The 17,203-nt window shown below is 62.8% G+C and carries 18 protein-coding genes and 1 pseudogene; 11 read left to right on the top strand and 8 right to left on the bottom strand.

What is annotated here, in order from left to right:
- Positions 1 to 25 precede the first annotated feature (25 nt).
- From nuoN to C2L64_RS11350, 8 genes and pseudogenes are all read left to right on the top strand, one after another.
- Positions 26 to 1,504, top strand: a complete 1,479-nt coding sequence (nuoN, locus tag C2L64_RS11385) for an NADH-quinone oxidoreductase subunit NuoN (protein ID WP_007588132.1) — start codon at positions 26 to 28, stop codon at positions 1,502 to 1,504.
- Positions 1,504 to 1,800, top strand: a complete 297-nt coding sequence (locus C2L64_RS11380; RefSeq protein WP_007588131.1) for a DUF2818 family protein — start codon at positions 1,504 to 1,506, stop codon at positions 1,798 to 1,800. Before nuoN ends, C2L64_RS11380 begins: the two co-directional genes overlap by 1 nt.
- A 41-nt stretch (positions 1,801 to 1,841) precedes the next feature.
- Complete coding sequence (locus C2L64_RS11375; RefSeq protein ID WP_007588130.1) at positions 1,842 to 2,432, top strand: NUDIX domain-containing protein; 591 nt, start codon at positions 1,842 to 1,844, stop codon at positions 2,430 to 2,432.
- A gap of 238 nt (positions 2,433 to 2,670) precedes the next feature.
- Positions 2,671 to 3,114, top strand: coding sequence for a DUF1178 family protein (locus tag C2L64_RS11370; RefSeq protein WP_007588129.1), 444 nt, complete (start codon positions 2,671 to 2,673; stop codon positions 3,112 to 3,114).
- Positions 3,115 to 3,168: 54 nt separating this feature from the next.
- Positions 3,169 to 4,365, top strand: coding sequence for an acyl-CoA dehydrogenase family protein (locus C2L64_RS11365; RefSeq protein ID WP_007588128.1), 1,197 nt, complete (start codon positions 3,169 to 3,171; stop codon positions 4,363 to 4,365).
- Positions 4,366 to 4,375: 10 nt separating this feature from the next.
- Positions 4,376 to 5,503 carry an acyl-CoA dehydrogenase family protein gene (locus tag C2L64_RS11360; RefSeq protein ID WP_007588127.1) on the top strand — a complete coding sequence of 376 codons (1,128 nt, stop codon included), beginning with the start codon at positions 4,376 to 4,378 and terminating at the stop codon, positions 5,501 to 5,503.
- Between the two features lie 34 nt (positions 5,504 to 5,537).
- The gene (locus tag C2L64_RS11355; protein WP_007588126.1) at positions 5,538 to 5,996 is read left to right on the top strand and encodes a MaoC family dehydratase; all 459 of its coding nucleotides are present in this window, start codon (positions 5,538 to 5,540) and stop codon (positions 5,994 to 5,996) included.
- Positions 5,993 to 6,456: pseudogene (locus tag C2L64_RS11350) on the top strand (MaoC family dehydratase). The gene C2L64_RS11355 and the pseudogene C2L64_RS11350 overlap by 4 nt, the downstream one beginning before the upstream one ends.
- A 26-nt stretch (positions 6,457 to 6,482) precedes the next feature.
- On the opposite strand, the gene C2L64_RS11345 reads toward C2L64_RS11350, so the two are convergent.
- The gene (locus C2L64_RS11345; RefSeq protein ID WP_007588125.1) at positions 6,483 to 7,184 is read right to left on the bottom strand and encodes a glutathione binding-like protein; all 702 of its coding nucleotides are present in this window, start codon (positions 7,182 to 7,184) and stop codon (positions 6,483 to 6,485) included.
- Here C2L64_RS11345 and C2L64_RS53185 point away from each other — a divergent pair.
- Positions 7,174 to 7,452 carry a hypothetical protein gene (locus C2L64_RS53185; RefSeq protein WP_131542658.1) on the top strand — a complete coding sequence of 93 codons (279 nt, stop codon included), beginning with the start codon at positions 7,174 to 7,176 and terminating at the stop codon, positions 7,450 to 7,452. The genes C2L64_RS11345 and C2L64_RS53185 overlap by 11 nt on opposite strands.
- A gap of 669 nt (positions 7,453 to 8,121) precedes the next feature.
- Here the strand turns inward: C2L64_RS53185 and C2L64_RS11340 are convergent.
- From C2L64_RS11340 to C2L64_RS11320, 5 genes are all read right to left on the bottom strand, one after another.
- Positions 8,122 to 9,339: an acyl-CoA dehydrogenase family protein gene (locus C2L64_RS11340; RefSeq protein WP_007588124.1), complete on the bottom strand. Its 1,218-nt coding sequence runs from the start codon at positions 9,337 to 9,339 to the stop codon at positions 8,122 to 8,124.
- An 80-nt stretch (positions 9,340 to 9,419) separates the two neighbouring features.
- A complete protein-coding gene (locus tag C2L64_RS11335; RefSeq protein ID WP_007588123.1) occupies positions 9,420 to 10,508 on the bottom strand; it encodes a phosphotransferase in 1,089 nt (362 codons plus the stop codon).
- A 34-nt stretch (positions 10,509 to 10,542) separates the two neighbouring features.
- Positions 10,543 to 11,274 (bottom strand): histidine phosphatase family protein, encoded by a 732-nt coding sequence (locus tag C2L64_RS11330; protein WP_007588122.1) that lies wholly within the window; start codon positions 11,272 to 11,274, stop codon positions 10,543 to 10,545.
- On the bottom strand, positions 11,271 to 12,059 hold the full coding sequence (locus C2L64_RS11325) for an oxepin-CoA hydrolase, alternative type (RefSeq protein ID WP_007588121.1): 789 nt from the start codon (positions 12,057 to 12,059) through the stop codon (positions 11,271 to 11,273). Before C2L64_RS11325 ends, C2L64_RS11330 begins: the two co-directional genes overlap by 4 nt.
- Entirely contained in the window at positions 12,059 to 13,627 is a 1,569-nt protein-coding gene (locus C2L64_RS11320) for a 3-hydroxyacyl-CoA dehydrogenase (RefSeq protein ID WP_007588119.1), read from the bottom strand. The genes C2L64_RS11325 and C2L64_RS11320 overlap by 1 nt, the downstream gene beginning before the upstream one ends.
- Positions 13,628 to 13,754: 127 nt before the next feature.
- Here C2L64_RS11320 and C2L64_RS11315 point away from each other — a divergent pair, with 127 nt between their 5' ends.
- On the top strand, positions 13,755 to 14,402 hold the full coding sequence (locus C2L64_RS11315; RefSeq protein WP_007588118.1) for a glutathione S-transferase family protein: 648 nt from the start codon (positions 13,755 to 13,757) through the stop codon (positions 14,400 to 14,402).
- Between the two features lie 94 nt (positions 14,403 to 14,496).
- Here the strand turns inward: C2L64_RS11315 and C2L64_RS11310 are convergent, their stop codons facing one another.
- Complete coding sequence (locus C2L64_RS11310) at positions 14,497 to 15,687, bottom strand: pyridoxal phosphate-dependent aminotransferase (RefSeq protein ID WP_007588116.1); 1,191 nt, start codon at positions 15,685 to 15,687, stop codon at positions 14,497 to 14,499.
- A 140-nt stretch (positions 15,688 to 15,827) separates the two neighbouring features.
- Entirely contained in the window at positions 15,828 to 16,346 is a 519-nt protein-coding gene (locus tag C2L64_RS11305) for a putative toxin-antitoxin system toxin component, PIN family (protein WP_007588114.1), read from the bottom strand.
- 58 nt (positions 16,347 to 16,404) lie between these two features.
- Here C2L64_RS11305 and yaaA point away from each other — a divergent pair, with 58 nt between their 5' ends.
- The gene (yaaA, locus tag C2L64_RS11300; protein ID WP_007588108.1) at positions 16,405 to 17,187 is read left to right on the top strand and encodes a peroxide stress protein YaaA; all 783 of its coding nucleotides are present in this window, start codon (positions 16,405 to 16,407) and stop codon (positions 17,185 to 17,187) included.
- The last annotated feature ends 16 nt before the right edge of the window (positions 17,188 to 17,203 follow it).

The raw sequence follows: 17,203 nt of genomic DNA, 5'->3' as shown, positions 1-17,203 counted from the left end.
TGCGAAGCGGAGGAATTTAAAGATCATGCAAAACGCACCTATGACCGCCCTGTTACCCGACGCGCTAGTGATGACCGCTATCGTCGTTGCGTGGCTTATCGACACGTTCGTTGGCCCGAACAGCCGCCGCACGACGTATTTCATCGCGCTGATTTCCACGGTCGTGGCCGGCATCTGGTTCGCCATCGATGCCTTCACGCCGGGCGCCGGGCCGCAATACTACTTCTCGCGCATGTACGTGGTGGACCCGTTCGCCAACGTGATGAAGGCGGTGGTGTCGCTGGGCTACGCGGTGTCGATCGTCTACTCGCGCAAGTATCTGGAAGATCGCGGCCTGTACGAGGGCAACTTCTTCCTGCTCGGCATGTTCTCGCTGCTCGGCCAGCTGGTGATGATCTCCGGCAACAACTTCCTGACGCTGTACCTCGGTCTGGAACTGATGTCGCTGTCGCTGTACGCCGTGATCGCGCTGCGCCGCGAACATGCGCCGTCGAACGAAGCCGCGATGAAGTACTACGTGCTGGGCGCGCTGGCTTCGGGCTTCCTGCTGTACGGCATCTCGATGCTCTACGGCGCGACGGGTTCGCTCGAACTGAACGAAGTGCTGAAGGCCGTGGCTTCCGGCCACATCAATGATGTCGTGCTGCTGTTCGGCGTGATCTTCATCGTTGCGGGTATCGCGTTCAAGATGGGCGCCGTGCCGTTCCACATGTGGGTGCCGGACGTCTATCAAGGCGCGCCGACGGCGATGACGATGCTCGTCGGCGGTGGTCCGAAGGTTGCCGCGTTCGCATGGGGTCTGCGCTTCCTGGTGATGGGTCTACTGCCGCTCGCCGTCGACTGGCAGGAAATGCTGGTTATTCTGGCCGCACTGTCGATGATCGTCGGCAACATCACGGGTATCGTCCAGCGCAACATCAAGCGGATGCTGGCGTATTCGGCGATCTCGAACATGGGCTTCGTGCTGCTCGGCCTGCTGGCGGGCGTCGTGGACGGCAAGACGGGCGCAGCGGCGAGCGCGTACGGCTCGGCGATGTTCTACAGCATCGTCTATCTGTTGACGACGCTCGGCTCGTTCGGTGTGGTCATGCTGCTTGCGCGTCGCGACTTCGAAGCCGAAACGCTCGACGACTTCAAGGGTCTCAACCAGCGCAGCCCGGTGTTCGCATTCGTGATGATGGTGCTGATGTTCTCGCTCGCCGGCATCCCGCCGACGGTCGGCTTCTACGCGAAGCTCGCCGTGCTCGAAGCGACGATGAACGCAGGCCTCACGTGGCTCGCGGTGCTCGCGGTGATCACGTCGCTGTTCGGCGCGTTCTACTACCTGCGCATCGTGAAGCTGATGTACTTCGACGACGCCGTCGACACGACACCGATCGCAGGCGATACCTGCAAGCGCGCGCTGCTCGCGCTCAACGGCGTGGCCGTGCTGGTGCTCGGTATCGTTCCGGGCCCGCTGATGTCGCTCTGCCTGAACGCGATTACGCATACTCTGCCGCTGTAATGTCGGCGGCGGGGTGGTTCATCGTGCTGTTGGCGCTCGTCGGCGCCAACCTGCCGTTCCTGAATCAGCGGCTGTTCGGTGTCATGCCGCTGAAGGCCACGAAGAAAAGCGCGTGGCTCAGGCTCGGCGAACTGATCGTGCTGTATTTCATCGTCGGCGCGCTCGGCTTCATGCTCGAAGCGCGCGCCGGCAATCGCTTCGATCAAGGCTGGCAGTTCTACGCGATCACGTTCAGCCTGTTCATCGTGCTCGCCTTCCCGGGCTTCACGTTTCAATATCTCGTCAAACGGCGCTGACGGTTCCGGCCGTCGCGCTTCTTGCCGCAAAGAGGTCGCACATGGCAGAACTCCCCGATCACGACACCGCGCTTAAAGAAACCTGCATCAAGAGCGAAGTCGCCTATCAAGGGCCGTTCATGACGGTCAAATTCGACACCGTGCGCTTGCCCGACGGCAAGCAGGCGACGCGCGAATACGTGCAACATCCCGGCGCCGTGATGGTGATCCCGCTGTTCGACGACGGCCGCGTCCTGATGGAAAGCCAGTACCGGTACGCGATGGGCAAGGTGATGTACGAGTATCCGGCCGGCAAGCTCGATCCGAACGAAGATCCGCTGGCCTGCGCAAAGCGAGAGCTGCTCGAAGAAACGGGCTACACGGCGCGCGAATACATCTATCTGACGCGCGTTCATCCGATCATTTCGTACTCGACGGAATTCATCGACATCTACGTCGCGCGCGGTTTGACGGCGGGCGAGCGCAAGCTCGACGACGGCGAGTTCCTGGAGACGTTCATCGCGAAGGTGTCGGATGTGTCCGAGTGGGTGCGCACGGGGCAGTTGAGCGACGTGAAGACGATCATCGGCACGTTCTGGCTGGAGAAGCTGCTGTCGGGCGCGTGGCCGGAGAATGCGCCCGAAGCGGACTGACGCTCGCGGGACGCCGCATCCAACGAAAACGGCAGCCTTGGGCTGCCGTTTTGCGTTTCCGTCCGGTCGTCGCACGCAGCCATTCGAGCGTCGGCGCGTCCCGCGCCAACGCGCTAGAATGGCTGATTCTCGTTCGTCACCGTGCCGGCCAGGCGGTAAAAAAAGCAAAAGCATTTAACGAACGACCGTTCACAAATTTCCATTTTGCGCTAAACTCGTACGCAAGCCCTGATTCCACATGAAGGTCCTCGATCTACAGTGTCCCCACGATCATCGGTTCGAAGGCTGGTTCGCTTCCGCCGATGACTTCGAATCGCAGTTGTCCCGCAAGCTGGTCGAATGTCCGATTTGCGGTGCGACGGAAGTGAGCCGTTTGCCGTCGGCGCCGCGCCTGAATCTGTCGGGTGCGACGCGCGCGTCGAACGCATCGAAGGAAAAAGCGGCGGCGGACGCTGGCGAGCTGCAGGCGCACGTGATGCGCGCGCTGCGCGAGGTGCTGGAAAAGACCGAGAACGTGGGCGACCGCTTTGCCGAGGAAGCACGGCGCATTCACTACAACGAAGCGCCTGCTCGCAGCATCCGGGGCGTCACGACGCCTGAGGATGCGCGAGCCCTCGTCGAAGAAGGCATCGATGTGATGCCGCTGCCTGTACCCGCCGCACTGAAAGAGCCGCTGCAATAACCATTGCTTGCAGTGCTCCTGGCGGCGCAAGGCCGCGGCCAGGAGACACTGCGCATGGACCTGAATTATTCCCCCGCTGACGACGCATTCCGCGCCGACATCCGCGCCTGGCTCGAAGCGAATCTGCCTGACGAGCTGCGCGACAAAGTCCTCAATCATAAGCGTCTGAATCGCGATGACTTCGCGAGCTGGCACAAGCTGCTCGGCCAGCGCGGCTGGTCGGCGCCTGCGTGGCCTGCGGAGTATGGCGGCCCGAACTGGAACGCAACGCAGCGTCATATCTGGGACGAGGAGTGTGCCCAGCTCGGCGCGCCGATGGTGCTGCCGTTTGGTGTATCGATGGTCGCGCCCGTGCTGATGAAGTACGGCAGCGAAGCGCAAAAGCGGCACTACTTGCCGCGCGTTCTCGACGGCACCGACTGGTGGTGCCAGGGCTACTCGGAGCCGGGCTCTGGCTCCGATCTGGCATCGGTGCGCACGCGCGCCGAGCGGGGCGGCGATCACTACGTCGTCAACGGCCAGAAGACCTGGACGACGCTCGGCCAGCACGCCGACATGATGTTCTGTCTCGTGCGTACTGACAGCGGCGCGAAAAAGCAGGAGGGCATTTCGTTCCTGCTGATCGACATGAAGACGCCGGGCATCACCGTGCGCCCCATCATCACGCTCGACGAAGATCACGAAGTCAACGAAGTGTTTTTCGAAGACGTGAAAGTCCCTGTCGAAAACCTTGTTGGCGACGAGAACCGCGGCTGGACTTACGCGAAGTATCTGCTCGGTCACGAGCGTACGGGCATCGCCCGCGTTGGGCAGTCGAAACGCGAACTCGCGTTCCTGAAGCGCATAGCGCTGAATCAGAAGAAGAACGGCAAGCCCTTGCTGCTCGATCCGCTGTTCGCCGCGAAAGTCGCGAGCCTCGAAATCGAATTGATGGCGCTTGAGGTGACTGTGCAGCGCGTAGTCGCGAATGAAGCGGGCGGACGCGGGCCGGGGCCAGAGGCGTCGATGCTGAAGATCAAGGGCACGGAAGTGCAGCAGAGTTTGACGGAGTTGATGTTTGAAGCCGTCGGGCCGCTTGCCGCGCCGTTCGATGTGCCGTTCCTTGAAGGTGAACGCGCGCACAGCATCGCGGGTGACGACGACGCCGCGCCGCTCGCCGCGTACTACTTCAACTATCGCAAGACGTCGATCTACGGCGGCTCGAACGAAATTCAAAAGAACATCATCGCGCAGATGATTCTCGGACTGTGAGGAGCGGCGCATGAACTTCAATTTCACCGACGAACAACAGCAATTCGCGGACGCGCTGCGCCGTTATCTCGACAAGCAATATGGTTTCGAGGCGCGACAGGCGATCGTTCGAACGGAAGCAGGCGTATCGGACACGCATTGGTCCGCGTTCGCCGAGCTGGGCCTGACCGCGTTGCCCGTGCCCGAAGCGCAAGGCGGCTTCGATGGCGGCACGGTCGATATGCTGGTTGTGATGCAGGAACTGGGGCGCGCGATCGTCGTCGAGCCGTACTGGTCGACGACTGTCGGTATCGAGGCGCTGAAGCTTTCCGGCACGGGCGACGGCGACGATGCCGCGTTGCTCGAACGCGCGGCGCAAGGCGAGAGCAAGCTCGCCGTCGCTTTCCATGAACCCGACGCGCGCTACGATCTTTTTTCGATCGAAACGACGGCGACTCGCCAAGGCGACGGGTACGCGTTGAGCGGCACGAAATCGGTTGTGCAGCATGGCGCGCAGGCTGATTACTGGATCGTGCCCGCGCGGCTCGACGGCGAGATTGCGCTGTTCGTCGTCGCGCGCGACGCGGCGAACACGCAGCTCACCGACTATCGGACGATCGACGGCCAGCGCGCCGCGACGCTCGCATTCGATGCGACGCCGGCACGCAAGCTGAACGGCCGGCACGCGGGCGCTGCGGCGCTGGAGCACATCGCGGATTACGGCGTGGTGTTGCTGTGCGCGGAGGCGATCGGCGCGCTCGATGCGCTGAATCACGCAACCGTCGACTACACGAAGACGCGCCAGCAGTTCGGTGTGCCGATTGCGCGCTTTCAGGCGCTGCAGCACCGGATGGTCGAGATGCTGATCCACACGGAGCAGGCGCGCTCGGCGACGTATCTCGCCGCCGTGCGCTACGGCAGCGACGATGTCGACGAGCGTCGCCGCGCGGTATCGGCGGCAAAAGTGCGCGTGGGGCAAGCCGCACGCTTCGTCGGACAGCAGGCAGTGCAACTGCACGGCGGCATGGGTGTGACCAACGAGGTGGCGACCGCGCATCTGTTCAAGCGTCTCGCTATCATCGAAACCACGCTCGGCGATGTCGATCATCATCTGGCGCGCTTTGCCGCGCTGCCGGGCTTCGCAACGGCCGACGCATGAGCGCCGCCGCCAACACATGCAAACGAGGTGAAAGATGGGTTTGAGCTACGAGGACATGGAAGTCGGCAAGTCGTATGAAGTCGGCTCGCACACGTTCACGCGCGACGAGATCGTCCGGTTCGCGGAGCAGTTCGATCCGCAGCCGTTTCACGTCAGCGATACGGGCGCTGCCGCATCGCCGTACGGCACGCTGATCGCGAGCGGCTGGCATACGTGCTCGGTGATGATGGGCATGCTGGTGCGCAACGTGCTGGCGGGCTCGACATCGATGGGCTCGCCTGGCATCGACGATTTGCGTTGGCTCAAGCCGGTGCGCGTCGGCGACACGATCCGGATGATGAACAGCGTGCTCGACAAGCGCGTGTCGGCGAGCAAGCCGGATCGCGGCATCGTGTCGACGGAGTGGCAGGGTTTCAATCAGAACGGCGAGCTGGTGATTACCGTGCGCTCGAAGGCGATCTTCGGGCTGCGCAATCCCGGAGCGGCGGCATGACGCCCGAGCTGACGCTCGCTTCGGCCGACGACGTGCGTGTGCTCGTCGGCCAGCCGTCGCGCATGAGCGCGTGGGTCGAGGTCGATCAGGCGAGTGTCGACCGCTTTGCTGTGGCGACGGGCGATCATCAATGGATTCATGTCGATCCCGAACGCGCGAAGCGCGAGTCGCCGTTCGGCGGACCGATTGCGCATGGTTTCTGACGCTGTCGCTGATCCCCGCGTTGCTCGTCGATACGTTTCGTTTTGAGCAGCGCATGGGTGTCAACTACGGGCTCAACCGCGTGCGATTTACGGCGCCCGTGCCTGTCGGGTCGCAGTTGCGCGCGAGCTTCGTTGTCGCGAGCGTGACGGATGTCGAGGAGGGCGGCGTACAGATCGCGTGGAACGTGACGCTCGAACGGCAGGGCAGCGAGCGTCCCGTGTGCATCGCACAGTTCATCACGCGACACTATTTCTAGTTGCGCGCGTCGGCGCCTCGCGATGCTCAGTGCTTGGCGTATTGCGTCGCGCCGAACAGTATTTCCTTCGCTTTTTCATCCATCAGCGGCACGCGCGCCGACGCGAGCACTTCGACGCCGCGTTGCACGGCGGGACGGGCGGCGATCTCTTCATGCCAGCGCTTCACGTTCGGAAACTCGTCGATTTGTAGGCCCTGGTTTTGCCATGAACGCGTCCAGGGGAACGTGGCGATATCGGCGATGGTGTAGTCGTTGCCTGCCAGGTAGCGCGTCTTGCCGAGCTTCGTGTCCATCACGCCGTACAGGCGCTTTGTTTCGTTGGTGTAGCGGTTGATCGCGTATTCGATCGGTTGCGGCGCGTAGACGCGGAAGTGGTGTGTCTGACCGAGCATCGGGCCGATGCTGCCCATCTGGAACATCAGCCATTGCAGTGTTTCGTAGCGGGCCGCTGGGTCTGTCGGCAAAAATTTGCCGGTTTTTTCTGCCAGGTAGATCAGGATTGCGCCGGACTCGAATAAGGAGAATGGCTTGCCGTCCGGGCGCTTTGGGCCGTCGCTGTCGACGATGGCAGGGATTTTGTTGTTCGGGCTGATGGCTAGAAATTCTTGCGTGAATTGATCGCCTGCGCCGATGTTGATCGGGTGGGCTTGGTATTCGAGGCCTGTCTCCTCGAGCATGATGTGGATCTTGTGGCCGTTGGGCGTTGCCCAGCTGTAGATGTCGATCATTGATTGCTCCTGGTGGTTTGTTTTGTCTGCGACGCTGGTGTGGTTTGCTTGTTTTTGTGCTGGCATCCGCGTTACGGTGTTTGCTGTTCGCGTTTCGCCTTCGTGGCGCGGGCGGTTTGGTTGTTTTGGCTTCGTGCTGGCATCCGCGCTTTGCCTTCGTGCTTCACGCGTCGCCCCTGTGCGGGGCGGCACCTACTTTTCTTTGCCGCCGCAAAGAAAAGTAGGCAAAAGAAAGCGGCTAACACCGCCAACATTTCTCGCTGCCTGAGGGCCCTCAACCGGTCCCTCACTTCACACGGCAACCTGCTTGTTCGCGTTCGTTGCCAACGCTCCAATCCAGCGCATCACCCACTTCACGCGCCCGTGTCACAGCACGCCGTGCCAGATATTCCACGGCCGCCCAGGTGGCAAACTGTGTGTAGGCCGTAGCGCCACACACGTCTCACTTCGGACCGATAGCGCACGCGTTCCACCCTGTAAGAGCGCCAAGCTATACGACGCGACAACCTACACACAGTTTGCCACCTGGGCGGCACCTACCATTCGCTGCCGCTAGCCGTTGTGCGGGTGTTTGAAGCGGGTGAGCCGCTTATTCAAAGCGTTAGCAACGGGCATGAAATGAAACGTTGCCGAGTGAAGCGTGGGACCATTTGGGGGCCCTCAGGCAAATACAAGAATTAGCGGTGTTAGCCGCTTTCTTTTGCCTACTTTTCTTTGCGGCGGCAAAGAAAAGTAGGTGCCGCCCCGCACAGGGGCAACGCATGCGCACCAAAGACAAAACGCGGATGCCAAAGCAAACACCAGCAAACCAAACCGCACGCGCAGCAACAACCGCAACGCGGATGCCAGCGCAAACAGAAGCAAACCACCCAGCGTCGCAGACACAAAAAAAATTACACCACAGATCCCCAAACCCCGCTGCCGCGCTGCCAGCGCATCACTCCGAGTACTTCCCAAGCTCAATCTTGGCAATAGCATTCCGATGCACCTCATCTGGCCCATCAGCAAACCGCAACCACCGCGCGGTGGTATAGGCATAAGCCAGAGGAAAATCATCACACATCCCAGCCGCGCCATGCGCTTGAATGGCCCAGTCAATCACCTGACACGCCATGTTGGGCGCAACAACCTTGATCATCGCGATCTCACCGCGCGCGCCCTTATTTCCGACGGTATCCATCATGTAAGCCGTCTTCAACGTCAGCAACCGAGCCTGCTCGATCAGACACCGCGCCTCGGCAATCCGCTCCTGCGTAACAGTCTGCGCCGCAATCGGCTTGCCAAACGCCACACGCTGCAGCGTGCGCCTGCACATCAACTCAAGAGCCCGCTCAGCAAGCCCAATCAACCGCATGCAATGATGAATGCGCCCCGGCCCGAGCCGCCCCTGCGCAATCTCAAACCCGCGACCTTCGCCAAGCAACATATTCACGGCAGGCACGCGCACGTTGTCCAGCGTAATCTCCATATGCCCGTGCGGCGCATCGTCATAACCGAACACGCTCAGCGGTCGATGCACCGTGATCCCCGTCGCGTCGGCGGGCACGAGAATCATCGATTGCTGCGCGTGACGCGGCGCGTCGGGATCCGTCTTGCCCATCACGATGAAGAGCTTGCAGCGCGGATCGCCCGCGCCCGACGACCACCACTTGTGCCCATTGATCACATACGCGTCGCCGTCGCGCACGATGCTCGTCTGAATATTGGTCGCATCCGATGACGCCACCTCCGGCTCGGTCATCAGAAACGCCGAACGGATCTGGCCTTGCAGCAGTGGCTCCAGCCATTCGCGCCGGTTCTCCTCGTTGCCGTAGCGCTCGATCGTCTCCATATTGCCGGTGTCGGGCGCATTGCAGTTGAACACCTCGGGCGACCACGGCACGCGGCCCATGATCTCGCACAGCGGCGCGTATTCGAGGTTCGTCAGACCCGCGCCGCGCTCGGAATCGGGCAGAAACAGGTTCCATAAGCCGGCATCGCGCGCCTGCTGCTTCAGCGCCTCGATCAGTTCCGTCGGCACCCACGCGTTGCCCGCCTGGCGGTTGCGCGCGACTTCGGCGGCATAGGCCTGTTCGTTCGGATAGATGTGCTCGTCGAAGAATGCGAGCAGCTTGTCGCGCAATGCCTGAACCTTCGGGGTGTAGTCGAAATTCATCTTGCCCTCGTGGATGTCGTTGAATCCGGTCTACAGATTGAGTACGCGGCAGCGCCGGCAGTTCATTTGGCGCGTTTCGATCAGCGCACCTTCTGCGCGTAGCGCCACGCGAGTTCAGCCATCGGTCTCGCGCGCCGTCCTGCGTCAGCGGCCTGTTCGCTCGCCGCCGTGCCGTCGACCACGCGCTTCATGATTCCCTGCAAGATCGCCGCGATGCGGAACATGTTGTACGCGAGGTAGAAGTTCCAGTCGCCGGAAATCGTCAGGCCAGTGCGTTCGCAATAGCGTTGCACGTACCGTGCCTCGTCAGGAATGCCGAGCGCGGTCCAGTCGAGTCCGGCGATGCCGCGAAACTGCGCGGGATCGACATGCCACGCCATGCAGTGATACGCGAAGTCGGCGAGGGGATCGCCTAGCGTCGACAGTTCCCAGTCGAGCACGGCCAGCACGCGCGGTTCGTGTGGATCGAAGATCAGATTGTCGAGCCGGTAATCGCCGTGCACGACGGACGCGCGCTCGCCCGTTCCGGCGGGCATATGCTGCGGCAGCCATTCGATCAGGCGATGCATCGCATCGATCGGTTCGGTTTCCGACGCCTGATACTGCTTGCTCCATCGGCCGATCTGCCGCGCGAAGTAGTTGCCGGGCTTGCCGTAGTCCGCAAGTCCAACCTTGTCGACATCGGCGCCATGCAACGCGGCGATCACGCGATTCATCTCGTCATAGATCGCGCCGCGTTGCGCAGGCGTCATGCCGGGCAGCGACGGGTCCCACAGCACGCGGCCCTGAACGAACTCCATCACGTAGAACGCGCGGCCGATCACGCTTTCGTCCTCGCACAGCGCGAGCATCTTCGCGACGGGGACGTCGGTGTCGCGCAGCGCATGCATCACGCGATACTCGCGCTCGATCGCATGCGCGGACGGCAGCAGTTTCGCGGACGGGCCGGGCTTCGCGCGCATCACATAAGCACGCGTCGGCGTAATCAGCTTGAAGGTCGGATTCGACTGGCCGCCCGCGAACTGTTCGAGCGTCAGAGGCCCAGCGAAGCCTTCGACATGTTGCGCGAGCCACGCGGAAAGGGCGTCGATGTCGATTCGCTGCCGTTCGCTGACGGGCCGCGTGCCTTCAAAAGCGGAGTAGTCGGTAGGTGTCGCGTCTTGCGGCATGTCTCCTCCGTTGGATGATCGAATGATCGATCTGCTAGCTGCGCCTGCTTTGAATAAATTGCGCGTAAAGCATTTCCATCGATGTGTTGCGCACGTCACGATGCAGCGGCGACGGTGGCGAATGATTGATCATCCTCACCACCCAGTCGCGCGACGCGGCGCCGACGTCGAGCGCATTGACGCAGCCCGTCGCCTGCGCGAGATGGCCGAAGAACGTGCGGCCGCCTGCCGTGATCGCATGCGACAGGATCGCGCGATTGACGCCGCCATGCAGCACGAGCAGCGCGACATCCCACGATGTGTCGACGCGCAGCGCGGCCAGCGCCGGCAGCACGCGATCGAACAGTTCGCCGATCGTCTCGCCGCCGAGAAACTGCACGTCCTCGGCAACAATGCCGTCGAACGCGCCGATGAATGCCGCTTCGAGATCGAAGGCGGGAATAGAGCCTGGTTTTCCGCCGCGTATTTCTTCCCAAGCGGGCTCGACGTCGATCATAGTCTGGTTGCCCATTTGCGCGAGCACGCGCTGTGCCGTCTCGACCGTGCGCGGCAAACCGCTGGCGATCACGCGATCAAAGCGCACGTTCTGTTCGGCGAACGCGCGGCCCGCGGCATCGGCCTGCGCGCGGCCGTTTTCATTGAGCGGCACGCGCTCCGGGTCGATCGTGCTGCCCGACGCATCGAAGTACGTGACGTCGCCGTGCCGCATCAGATAGATGCGGCGGCGCTTCGGCAACTGATAGCCAGATCCGGTCGGTGTGCTCATTTGTAGTTGGGCGCGCGCTTTTCGAGGAACGCAGTGATGCCTTCGAGCCCGTCGCGATGATGCAGCGACGCGACGAAACTGTCGCGCTCGGCAACGAGATGCTCGGGCAGCGACTGCGCGCCCGCTGCCGCGATCAGGCCTTTGATGCGTGCCTTCGCGTTCGGCGACACCTTGCCGAGATCGTCGGCCCACGCGATCGCCGTATCGCGCGCGGCGCCCGGTTTCACGAGCCGGTTGACGACGCCGAGGTCATACAGACGCTGCGCGCCGATCGGCTTGCCTTCGATCAGCACTTCCGTCGCGACCTGACGCGGCAACGCGCGCGCGAGGAACCATGAGCCACCGCCATCCGGCGTGAGGCCGACGCGCGCGTATGACATCACGAACTTCGCGTCGTCGGCGGCGACGATCAGGTCGCACGCGAGCGCAAGCGAAAAGCCTGCGCCTGCTGCCGCGCCTTCGACGGCCGCGATCACCGGTTTCGACGACGCCTGCAACGCGGCGATCCATTCGCCGAGCAGGTCGATGCTTTGCGCCTGCACGGACGGATCTTTCGCGCGATTTTCGAGCAGACGGTTCAGGTTGCCGCCCGCGCAGAAGAAGTTGTCCGCGCCCGTGATAACGACCGCGCCGATCGACGCATCGCGCTCGGCCGTGTCGATCGCTTCGATGCCGGCGGCGTACATGTCGGGGTGCATCGCGTTGCGCGCGCCAGGGTTCGACAGGGTCAGCACGAGCGTCGATTCGCTTTCGGCTGGGCGGGAGGCGAGCAGTTCGGCGGCCATTACGCTTGCTCCTTTGCGTTGTCGTGATCGGCGGCGTCGGCTTGCGTGAGCGACATGTCGAGTTGCGCGCGGCGCGCGAGCCACGGCGACGGACGGTAGCGTGGATCGCCGAGCACGCTGAACATGTTGCGCAGAATCGTCAGAATGGTTTGCGCGCCGAGCGCATCGCCGAGTGCGAGCGGCCCGCGCGGATAGCCGAGGCCGAGCGTCACGGCGAGATCGATGTCCTGCGGCGACGCAATCTGACGCTGCGCGATATCGCAGCCGATGTTGACGATCGTCGCCACCACGCGTTGCGCGACGAAGCCGGTGGAGTCGCGGATCACCGTGACGGGCACGCCGTCATGCGCGAAGAGGGCGTGCGCGGAATCGCGCGCGGCGCGTGTGGTCGCGGGCGTGGTCATCAGCGTGCGGCGTTTTGCGTCGACGAGCGGGAACAGCGTATCGATGGCGACGACGCGGCTCGCGTCGAGGTTTTCATCGACAGCGGCCGTCGTCGCGTCGAAGCCGAGCGGCGTTACGACGATCAGCGAGTCGGCGGCGGGCGTTGTGCCTTCGTCCACGGCGACGCCGGTCTTCGAGATCAACGCGAGCACGGCGTCACGCGCAGCGGGCACGCGCGCGCTGACCCAGACGCGCTTCGGCAGATCGGTCGGCGCGGGTGCTTCGGCAGGCGCCTGCTGCTTGCCGTCGACATACACATAAAAGCCTTCGCCCGCCTTGCGTCCGATCAGCCCGCCCGCGAGGCGCGTGCCCGTGATCGGCGACGGCGTGAAGCGCGGCTCTTCATAGAACTGGTGATAGATCGATTCCATGACGGGATGCGACACGTCGAGCGCGGTCAGATCAAGCAGTTCGAACGGCCCGAGACGAAAGCCCGCCTGCTCGCGCATGATGCGGTCGACCTCGACGAAGCTCGCGACGCCTTCGTCCGCGACGCGCAAACCTTCCGTATTCATGCCGCGTCCCGCGTGATTGACGACGAAGCCGGGCATATCCTTCGCGCGCACGGGCGTGTGGCCCACGCGGCGCGCGAGATCCATCAGCGCGTCGCCGGCGGCGGGATCGCTGCGCAGGCCGTCGATCACCTCGACGACCTTCATCAGCGGCACCGGGTTGAAGAAGTGATAGCCGACTACGCGCGATGGATCGGCGCACGCGGCCGCAATCGCCGTGATCGACAGCGACGACGTATTCGACGCGAGAATGCAGCGCTCGCTGACGATGCCTTCGAGTTCCTTGAAAAGCGCGCGTTTCACGTCGAGCTTTTCGACGATCGCTTCGACGACGAGGTCGCAGTCCTTGAGTTCGTCGATCGCGGTCGCGCCCGTCACGTTCGCGAGCGCGGCGAGCGAGCGCGAGTTGTCGAGCTTGCCTTTGGCGACCAGCTTCGAGAAGGTGTCGGACAGATAATCGCGCGCCGCGCCGACGGCAGCGGCATTCGTGTCGTAAAGCCTGACCGTGAGGCCTGCGAGCGCGGCGATCTGCGCGATGCCGCGTCCCATCGCGCCCGTGCCGACGATGCCGACGGTCTCGATGCTGTATTGGCGAGAGGTGTTCGGTGACATGATGTGACTCACTCCATGATTATTCTAAAATAGTACGTTCGTTTCAATTCGTCGTGTGCGCGCGCATGCGTGTGAGCCGTGACGAATTGCGAGCGACTTTCCATAACCATCCGCAGGGAGACACCGGATGATCAAGCTGCACGGTTTTGCGCTGTCCAACTATTACAACAAAGTGAAGTTTGCGCTGCTCGAATTCGGCATTCCGTTCGAGGAAGTGTGCGTTCCGTTCAGCCAGGACGAGGCGATGCTCGAACACTCGCCGCTCGGCAAGGTGCCGTACATCGTGACGGAGCATGGCAGCCTGTGCGAGTCGCAGGCGATCATCGAGTATCTGGCCGCGGCTTTTCCCGAGAAGGCAATGTTCTCGCGTGATCCGTGGGAAGCGGCGAAGGAGCGCGAGCTGATCACGTTCGTCGACGTTCATCTCGAACTGACGGCGCGCAATCTGTACAAGCAGGCGTTCTTCGGCGGCACGATCACCGACGCCACGAAAGGGCGCACCGAGAAACTGCTGATCCATCACATCCGCGGCTTCAGGCGGCTTGCGAAGTTCACGCCGTATCTGCGCGGCGAGCAGTTCAGCATCGCGGACGTGGCGGGCTTCGTGAGCCTGCCGCTCGTCGGCATGGCGACGCAGGCCGTCTACGGGCGCGATTTTCTGCTCGATGTCGGCATCGACTGGAAGCCGTACGTGAAGGCGATCAATGCACGCCCGGCCGCGCAGCGCGTGACGGACGACCGCAAGGCCTACATGGAAGCGCAAAAGAAGAAGTGAGGGCGTGGCGCGTCCATGTGCCGGATCGGCGCCGCGTTGCCGCGCGCGCGATGACGAAGAACCGGGGTTCGTTCGCAGCATCGCGCGCGCCATCTCAGAGACGCGCCAGCCGTTCGAGCGCGGTGGCGAGTGTGTCTTCTTTCTTCGCGAAGCAGAAGCGCACCACGCCCGATTCATGCGACTCGTGATAGAACGCCGACACGGGAATGGCGGCCACGCCGATCTCGCTCGTCAGCCATTGCGCGAATTCGGCTTCGGGCATGTCGCTGATGGCCGAATAATCGACGCACTGGAAATACGTGCCCGTACACGGCAACAGCTTGAAGCGCGATTGCGCGAGACCGGCGCGGAAGAAGTCGCGCTTCTTCTGATAGAAGGCGGGCAGGTTCAGATACGGCGCCGGATCCTGCATGTAGTGTGCGAGGCCGAGCTGCATCGGCGTGTTGACGGTGAATATGTTGAACTGGTGGACCTTGCGGAATTCCGCCATCAGCGCGGCGGGCGCGGCCACGTAGCCGACCTTCCAGCCCGTCACGTGATAGGTCTTGCCGAAACTCGACACGACGAAGCTGCGTTGCGCGAGCTCCGGGTAGCGCGCCACGCTTTCGTGCGGCGCGCCGTCGTAGACCATGTGCTCGTACACCTCGTCGGACAGGATCAGCACATTCGTGCCGCGCACGATCTCCTCTAGCTTCTTCATGTCGTCCGCGCGCCAGACGGTGCCCGTCGGGTTGTGCGGCGTGTTGATCAGGATCATGCGCGTTTTCGGCGTGATCGCAGCGGCGAGCTTGTCGAACGGGATTGCGTAGTCGGGCGCTTCGAGCGTGACGAACACGGGCTTGCCGCCCGCCAGTTCGATCGACGGCAAATAGCTGTCATACGTCGGCTCGACGACGATCACTTCATCGCCCGGATGGACCGCGCACAGGATCGCCGTCAGAAGCGCCTGCGTGGCGCCTGCCGTCACCGTGATTTCGGTCGTGGCGTCGTAGCGGCGTCCGTACAGGCTTGAGATCTTCTCGGAGATCGCCTGGCGCAGCGGCGCGACACCTGCCATCGGCGGGTACTGGTTGTGGCCTTCGCGCATCGCGTTGGCCACGGCATCGACGATACGCGGATCGCAATCGAAATCCGGAAAACCCTGGCCGAGATTGACCGCGTTCTTTTCGGCGGCGAGCGCGCTCATCACGGTGAAGATCGTCGTGCCGACGTTCGGCAGGCGGGACGGGAACGATGGAGGCATGGTGGTCATAGGCGTGGTCGTCAGATCGTGCGGTGCGTTCATGTCGCGGTCCGGATGCGGTCGTAGTCGTTGATGCCGTTGTGGTCAGGCGTGAAGCTCGATTGTAGGGAAAATCCGCGCGGCGGTTAGCTGTGCCGCCCGGCAGCGCGTCGCGTCCCGTCTGCGGACTGCGCGGGCGCGCGTCAGGCCTCGACGGGCGCTTCGGCCGTCAGCGCACATTCGGCGACGAACGGCGCGGGCTGCGCGATCCGGAAACCGAAATCGCGCGCGATCCGTTTCGCGAGCTTCAGCACCGCGCGATCTTTCGAGACCAGCCAGTCCGCCTGCATCGCATAGGCGAGTTCGAGAAACTTCTGATCGTCGCGGTCCTTGCATTTGGGCAGCGCAGGCACGTTTTCGGCGGGCGCGGGCGGCTCGACCAGTGTCGATAGCCGCGCGAGCGTCGCGAGCGCGGCGGTTTTGTCGACGGCGCGCTTGACGAACTGCGGATAGTCGAGCACGTATGTCAGTTCGGCGAGGCAGCGCGCGTCGATCAGCGCGCGCAGCGCACCGTTTTCTAGCGCGGCGAGAATGGGGCGCGTGTGCGGATCGTCGAACACGAGAATATCGATCCACACGTTCGAATCGAGCACGACGGCGGGCGCCGCCGCGTTTCTTGCGGCAGGCGCGTTCTGTTCAGGCAAGGCAGGGGTTTCGGGCATTCGTTACAATCTGGCTTTCGTTCTTTGACCGCCAGGCACGGCGTGCCTGAAAGCCTCTATGATAATCGTTCTGTCGCCGGCCAAATCGCTCGACTACGACACCCCGCCGCACCTCAAGAAGCACACGATCCCCGATTTCGTCGATGACGCCGCCGAACTGATCGGCGATCTGCGCCGCTTGTCGCCGCAAGACATCGCGTCGCTAATGGACATTTCCGATCAGCTCGCGCATCTGAATTTCCAGCGTTACGCGGACTGGTCGCCGAAATTCGACACGTCCAATGCGAAGCAAGCCGTGCTTGCGTTCAACGGCGACGTGTACGAAGGCTTCGACGCGAAGTCGCTGTCCGCATCCGATCTCGACTATGCGCAGCAGCACGTGCGCGTACTGTCGGGCCTCTACGGCCTGCTGCGTCCGCTCGATCTGTTGCAACCGTATCGGCTCGAAATGGGTACGCGCTTCGAGAACCGGCGCGGCAAGGATCTGTACGCGTTCTGGGGCGAGCGCATCACGCAGGCGCTCAACCGCCAACTGGAAAAGAAGCAGGACGGCTCGCGCGTGCTGATCAACTGCGCGTCGACGGAATATTTCAAGTCAGTCAAGCCGAAGAAACTCGCCGCGCCCGTCATCACGCCCGTATTCGAGGACTGGAAGGGCGGGCGATACAAGATCATCAGTTTTCACGCGAAACGCGCGCGCGGTCTGATGGCGCGCTATCTGGTGGAGAATCGCTTCGAAACGCCGGAGCAACTCAAGGATTTCGACGCTGAAGGCTACGCATTCGACACCGATGCTTCGAACGATTCCACCTACGTCTTTCGCCGGCGCATTGCGGACTGACGCCGCGCCGAACCAG

Source organism: Paraburkholderia hospita (assembly GCF_002902965.1).
In the GTDB taxonomy this organism is placed as follows: domain Bacteria; phylum Pseudomonadota; class Gammaproteobacteria; order Burkholderiales; family Burkholderiaceae; genus Paraburkholderia; species Paraburkholderia hospita.
Note: the sequence above shows the minus strand (reverse complement) of the source record. Positions and strands in the feature narration are given on the sequence as shown.

What these genes read in the sequence shown, in the direction of transcription:
- nuoN (WP_007588132.1), top strand. Translation starts at nt 26, where the DNA reads ATGCAAAACGCACCTATGACCGCCCTGTTACCCGACGCGCTAGTGATG.
- C2L64_RS11380 (WP_007588131.1), top strand. Translation starts at nt 1,504, where the DNA reads ATGTCGGCGGCGGGGTGGTTCATCGTGCTGTTGGCGCTCGTCGGCGCC.
- C2L64_RS11375 (WP_007588130.1), top strand. Translation starts at nt 1,842, where the DNA reads ATGGCAGAACTCCCCGATCACGACACCGCGCTTAAAGAAACCTGCATC.
- C2L64_RS11370 (WP_007588129.1), top strand. Translation starts at nt 2,671, where the DNA reads ATGAAGGTCCTCGATCTACAGTGTCCCCACGATCATCGGTTCGAAGGC.
- C2L64_RS11365 (WP_007588128.1), top strand. Translation starts at nt 3,169, where the DNA reads ATGGACCTGAATTATTCCCCCGCTGACGACGCATTCCGCGCCGACATC.
- C2L64_RS11360 (WP_007588127.1), top strand. Translation starts at nt 4,376, where the DNA reads ATGAACTTCAATTTCACCGACGAACAACAGCAATTCGCGGACGCGCTG.
- C2L64_RS11355 (WP_007588126.1), top strand. Translation starts at nt 5,538, where the DNA reads ATGGGTTTGAGCTACGAGGACATGGAAGTCGGCAAGTCGTATGAAGTC.
- C2L64_RS53185 (WP_131542658.1), top strand. Translation starts at nt 7,174, where the DNA reads ATGTCGATCATTGATTGCTCCTGGTGGTTTGTTTTGTCTGCGACGCTG.
- C2L64_RS11345 (WP_007588125.1), bottom strand. Translation starts at nt 7,184, where the DNA reads ATGATCGACATCTACAGCTGGGCAACGCCCAACGGCCACAAGATCCAC.
- C2L64_RS11340 (WP_007588124.1), bottom strand. Translation starts at nt 9,339, where the DNA reads ATGAATTTCGACTACACCCCGAAGGTTCAGGCATTGCGCGACAAGCTG.
- C2L64_RS11335 (WP_007588123.1), bottom strand. Translation starts at nt 10,508, where the DNA reads ATGCCGCAAGACGCGACACCTACCGACTACTCCGCTTTTGAAGGCACG.
- C2L64_RS11330 (WP_007588122.1), bottom strand. Translation starts at nt 11,274, where the DNA reads ATGAGCACACCGACCGGATCTGGCTATCAGTTGCCGAAGCGCCGCCGC.
- C2L64_RS11325 (WP_007588121.1), bottom strand. Translation starts at nt 12,059, where the DNA reads ATGGCCGCCGAACTGCTCGCCTCCCGCCCAGCCGAAAGCGAATCGACG.
- C2L64_RS11320 (WP_007588119.1), bottom strand. Translation starts at nt 13,627, where the DNA reads ATGTCACCGAACACCTCTCGCCAATACAGCATCGAGACCGTCGGCATC.
- C2L64_RS11315 (WP_007588118.1), top strand. Translation starts at nt 13,755, where the DNA reads ATGATCAAGCTGCACGGTTTTGCGCTGTCCAACTATTACAACAAAGTG.
- C2L64_RS11310 (WP_007588116.1), bottom strand. Translation starts at nt 15,687, where the DNA reads ATGAACGCACCGCACGATCTGACGACCACGCCTATGACCACCATGCCT.
- C2L64_RS11305 (WP_007588114.1), bottom strand. Translation starts at nt 16,346, where the DNA reads ATGCCCGAAACCCCTGCCTTGCCTGAACAGAACGCGCCTGCCGCAAGA.
- yaaA (WP_007588108.1), top strand. Translation starts at nt 16,405, where the DNA reads ATGATAATCGTTCTGTCGCCGGCCAAATCGCTCGACTACGACACCCCG.